Origin of the sequence: Marinobacter sp. UBA5687 (assembly GCF_002420325.1) — a bacterium.
In the GTDB taxonomy this organism is placed as follows: Bacteria; Pseudomonadota; Gammaproteobacteria; order Pseudomonadales; family Oleiphilaceae; genus Marinobacter; species Marinobacter nauticus.
This window is the reverse complement of the sequence record NZ_DIHV01000058.1, coordinates 1-3,670: the sequence shown is the minus strand read 5'-3', so window position 1 is coordinate 3,670 and position 3,670 is coordinate 1. Positions and strand designations below refer to the sequence as shown.

The following is a 3,670-nucleotide window of genomic DNA, read 5'->3' as shown; positions in this document are numbered from 1 at the left end:
TTGCGGACCTTCTGGCCCAGCCTGGCCACCGGCCGCATGATGCCGTCGATGTCTGCCCGCACCCACTGCGAATTGGCCGCCGTTTCCGAACGCTTTTTCGGCGCCTTGGGGCCTTTCTTGGCCGGCACCATTTCCAGTTCCCTCATTACCCGGATAATGCCCTTCACGCCGCTGGCAATGACGACATCATCAAAGCGCAGCGCTTCGCCACCTTCAAAGGTGATCACCGGAATATCCAGTGAATCAGCGTAGGCCCGCAGGCTGCCTTCCCGCAAACCGGCATTGATAATAATGGGCGCGCCAAAGGCTTCGGCCATGCGGGAGGTTTCCGGGTTTTTCAGCTCGGCGCGGATCTGCGGCAGGTTGAACCGGTGAATGGCGCCGGTATGCAGATCGATAATGTGGGTGACGCTTTCCATTATCTGGGTGCGCAACAGATAGGCAATACGACCGCCCAGAGAACCACTCTCTGAGCCCGGGAAACAGCGGTTCAGATCCCGCCGGTCCGGCAGGTAGCGGGTACGCTGCACGAACCCGAAGATATTGACAATCGGGACCGCCACCAGGGTGCCCCTCAGGTGCCGCAGCGCGGAGTTCTTCAATACACGGCGGACGATTTCAACACCGTTGATCTCATCGCCGTGGATGGCGCCACAGACCATCAATACCGGGCCATCCCGGCGGCCGTGTACCACTTCCACCGGAATATGCAGCGGGGTATGGGTGTAGAGTTTTGCCACCGGGACTTCCACGGTCTCCCGGGTACCGGCTTTCACCTCTACGCCGGCAATCTCAAACGGAGCTCTGGCCATGCCTTCTTATCCCCTGCCCCGGGTTTTGGTTTTCCAGGGTTTATAGTTCTTTTCGGTCCAGTTGATGATCATGCCCGCCACGTTCTTTCCGGTGGCATTTTCAATACCCTCCAGGCCAGGCGAGGAATTCACTTCCATCACCAACGGACCTCGGCTGGAACGCAGCAGGTCCACGCCGGCGACGTTCAGGCCCATGGCTTTGGCGGCAGTAATGGCAGTTCGGCGCTCTTCCGGAGTAATTCTCACCAGCGAGGCGGTGCCACCGCGGTGCAGATTGGAGCGGAATTCGCCTTCAGCGCCCTGGCGTTTCATGGCAGCAATAACCTTGTCGCCGATCACAAAGCAGCGAATATCGGCGCCCCCAGCTTCCTTGATGAACTCCTGCACCAGAATATCGGCTTTCAGGCCCATAAAGGCCTCGATCACGCTTTCTGCCGCCTTGCGGGTTTCCGCCAGCACCACGCCGATGCCCTGGGTGCCCTGCAGCAGCTTGATCACCACCGGAGCCCCCCCCACCATTTTCAGCAATTCCGGCACGTTGTCCGGTTTATTGGCAAAACCGGTCACCGGCATGCCGACACCTTTGCGGGCCAGCAACTGTAAAGAGCGCAACTTGTCCCGCGAACGGGTAATGGCAACCGATTCATTCACCGGAAACACGCCCATCATCTCAAACTGCCTGAGCACCGCAGTGCCGTAAAACGTGACCGAGGCACCAATGCGGGGAATCACAACATCAAAATCTTCCAGCACCTCTTCGTGGTAGTGGATTTTCGGGTCGGCAGAGGTGATGTTCATGGAGCAGTGCAGGCAGTCGATGACCTTCACTTCGTGGCCACGGTTAATGCCTTCCTCCACCAGACGCCGGGTCGAATACAGGTGACGGTTTCGGGACAGTACCGCAATTTTCATAGTCACGTCCTTGGTGCCGGCTCGCCGGCAAGATAAGAAGCTTCGGGGTAAATCGTTGAGCGTCCCGCCATGGCGGTGCGCCCAAGTAACATCCGGAACCGCATGGAGTCCCGGTTGGTCAGTGTCATTTCAATGGGCCAGCTCTGATCGCCCAGGACCAGCGTGGTTTGAATCACCAGGCGTTGCTCCTTGTGGCCACCGGAATCCGATACCGTGCGCTCATCCAGCACCCGGGCATCGCATTCCACCACATGGTGCAGGTCGTTCTGAACCGGGTGCACCCAGAACTTCACACGACGTTCGCCGTTTTCGGTATAGGGCTCGGTTCGGAACGTGTGCAGACAGGATGTCCTGGCGCCAGTATCCACCTTGGCCTTAATACGCTGGATATCAAGATCAGGCAGCGCCACCCATTCCCGCCACCCCAGACTAACCTTGTTCTCCGCGGCTTTCGGGGGAGTGGTTTTAATGGCTTCAGGTTTTATTGTCGACATCCGGTAATTCCTTTTCTTGCTGTTGTTCCGACCCGACCAGCTGTATGCGGAAAGGTTCGGAATGACTGCCGGCGTAGACACTGGTGTGAGGAAACGGTATTTCAATACCAGCCCCGTCCAGTGCTTTCTTGATAGCGACCATCATGCCGCCTTTACCTTCCAGGAAATCCTCCCGGGCCACCCAGAAGGAAAACTGGAGATCCACAGACGAAGGCCCGAAACCGGTCACCAGCACAAATGGCCGGGGCTCTTCCAGGCAATGCGGATTGGTCTCCGCCAGCCCGAGCAACAGATCCCGCACCCGCTCCACATCTTCAGCGTAGGCGATACCGATCACCAAATCGATCCGCCGGATCGGAAACCGGGACCGGTTCACCACCCGGGTTTTGATCAGGGTTTCATTGGGAATACGCACATACAGGTTGTCCGGTGTTCTCAGTTTTACACTGAGCAGATCAATCGCCACCACTTCGCCGATGGTGGCATCTGCTTCGATCACATCGCCAATCTCAAACGGGCGCTCCATTACCAGGAACAGGCCGCTGATGATGTTGGAAGCCGATGTCTGCGAAGCAAAGCCAATGGCTACCGTAAGAATACCGGCCGCCCCCAGCACCACTTCCAGTGAAAACCCGGCTTCCCGCAGCGCTGCGATAGCAAACAGCACGAAAATCACATAGAACACCAAGCGCCGGATGAGCACCTGGTGGTGCCGTGAAGTGCGGCTTTCGACCAGCCGCCCGACGCTCCGGGCCAGCATGGTACCCAGGAAGATACCCAGCACCAGCAAAAAGCCCGCCGCCAGCCACTGCCCCCAGGCAATGCCACTGATCAATTGAATAAACGTAGCCTCAATAGCCTCAATCAACAGAGTTGCTCCTGATTCTGTCAGCCAAACATCCGGTCAAACGCCCGCACCAGGCGGCGCCCTTTGGCCAGCTTTTCCCGGGGCGGCGCCACCAGTTGGCATTGACCGGCACAGGCGGGTACCGACTGTTCAATATTCAGGCTGGCAGAGTTCATATCGGTTTCACACTCTACCGTGACTCCCGGCGTCCACAGCTGTCCACGCTCGTTACGATAAAGGGCCAGCAATGGCGTGGGCAGGCTGAACCTCTCCAGCAGCAGTGACTGCTCACGGCGATTGATGATGGTCACCGGAGTAACGGCCCGCCAGGGCCGTTTCGGCACCGCCTCAAGTGCCAGACGACCAAACGTGGAGGAAGCGTAGCAAAGCTCTCCCTCCATGGTGTTACGGCCAAGCCAGGTCATGGAGGGCACGGCCAGCGGGATCTCGGTCAGCTCCGTTTGCCCATCACCTACACACACTTTCATCCACAAGGAGGTTCCCACGTAAAGCAAACAGCGCCCACCGGCAGGAATGGTTAAAGGCTGGAACGGCCGTATAACCGTGGGACGACAGCCCATAGCGGGGTTGAAGCGGACGATACC

5 protein-coding genes are annotated in these 3,670 nt (G+C 58.3%); all 5 read right to left on the bottom strand.

Annotated features, from left to right (window positions below; translation table 11 throughout):
- On the bottom strand, positions 1-812 hold an 812-nt coding region (locus B3Y70_RS06315; protein ID WP_288589422.1), incomplete at its 3' end, for a succinylglutamate desuccinylase/aspartoacylase family protein.
- 6 nt (positions 813-818) lie between these two features.
- Positions 819-1,724 (bottom strand): 30S ribosomal protein S6--L-glutamate ligase, encoded by a 906-nt coding sequence (gene rimK / locus B3Y70_RS06310; RefSeq protein ID WP_011785816.1) that lies wholly within the window; start codon positions 1,722-1,724, stop codon positions 819-821.
- 2 nt (positions 1,725-1,726) lie between these two features.
- Positions 1,727-2,218, bottom strand: coding sequence for an ATP-dependent zinc protease (locus B3Y70_RS06305; protein ID WP_141067731.1), 492 nt, complete (start codon positions 2,216-2,218; stop codon positions 1,727-1,729).
- Entirely contained in the window at positions 2,199-3,086 is an 888-nt protein-coding gene (locus tag B3Y70_RS06300) for a mechanosensitive ion channel family protein (protein ID WP_023008868.1), read from the bottom strand. The genes B3Y70_RS06305 and B3Y70_RS06300 overlap by 20 nt, the downstream gene beginning before the upstream one ends.
- 20 nt (positions 3,087-3,106) lie before the next feature.
- The coding region (locus B3Y70_RS06295) for a hypothetical protein (protein WP_288589421.1) at positions 3,107-3,670 on the bottom strand (564 nt) is incomplete at its 5' end.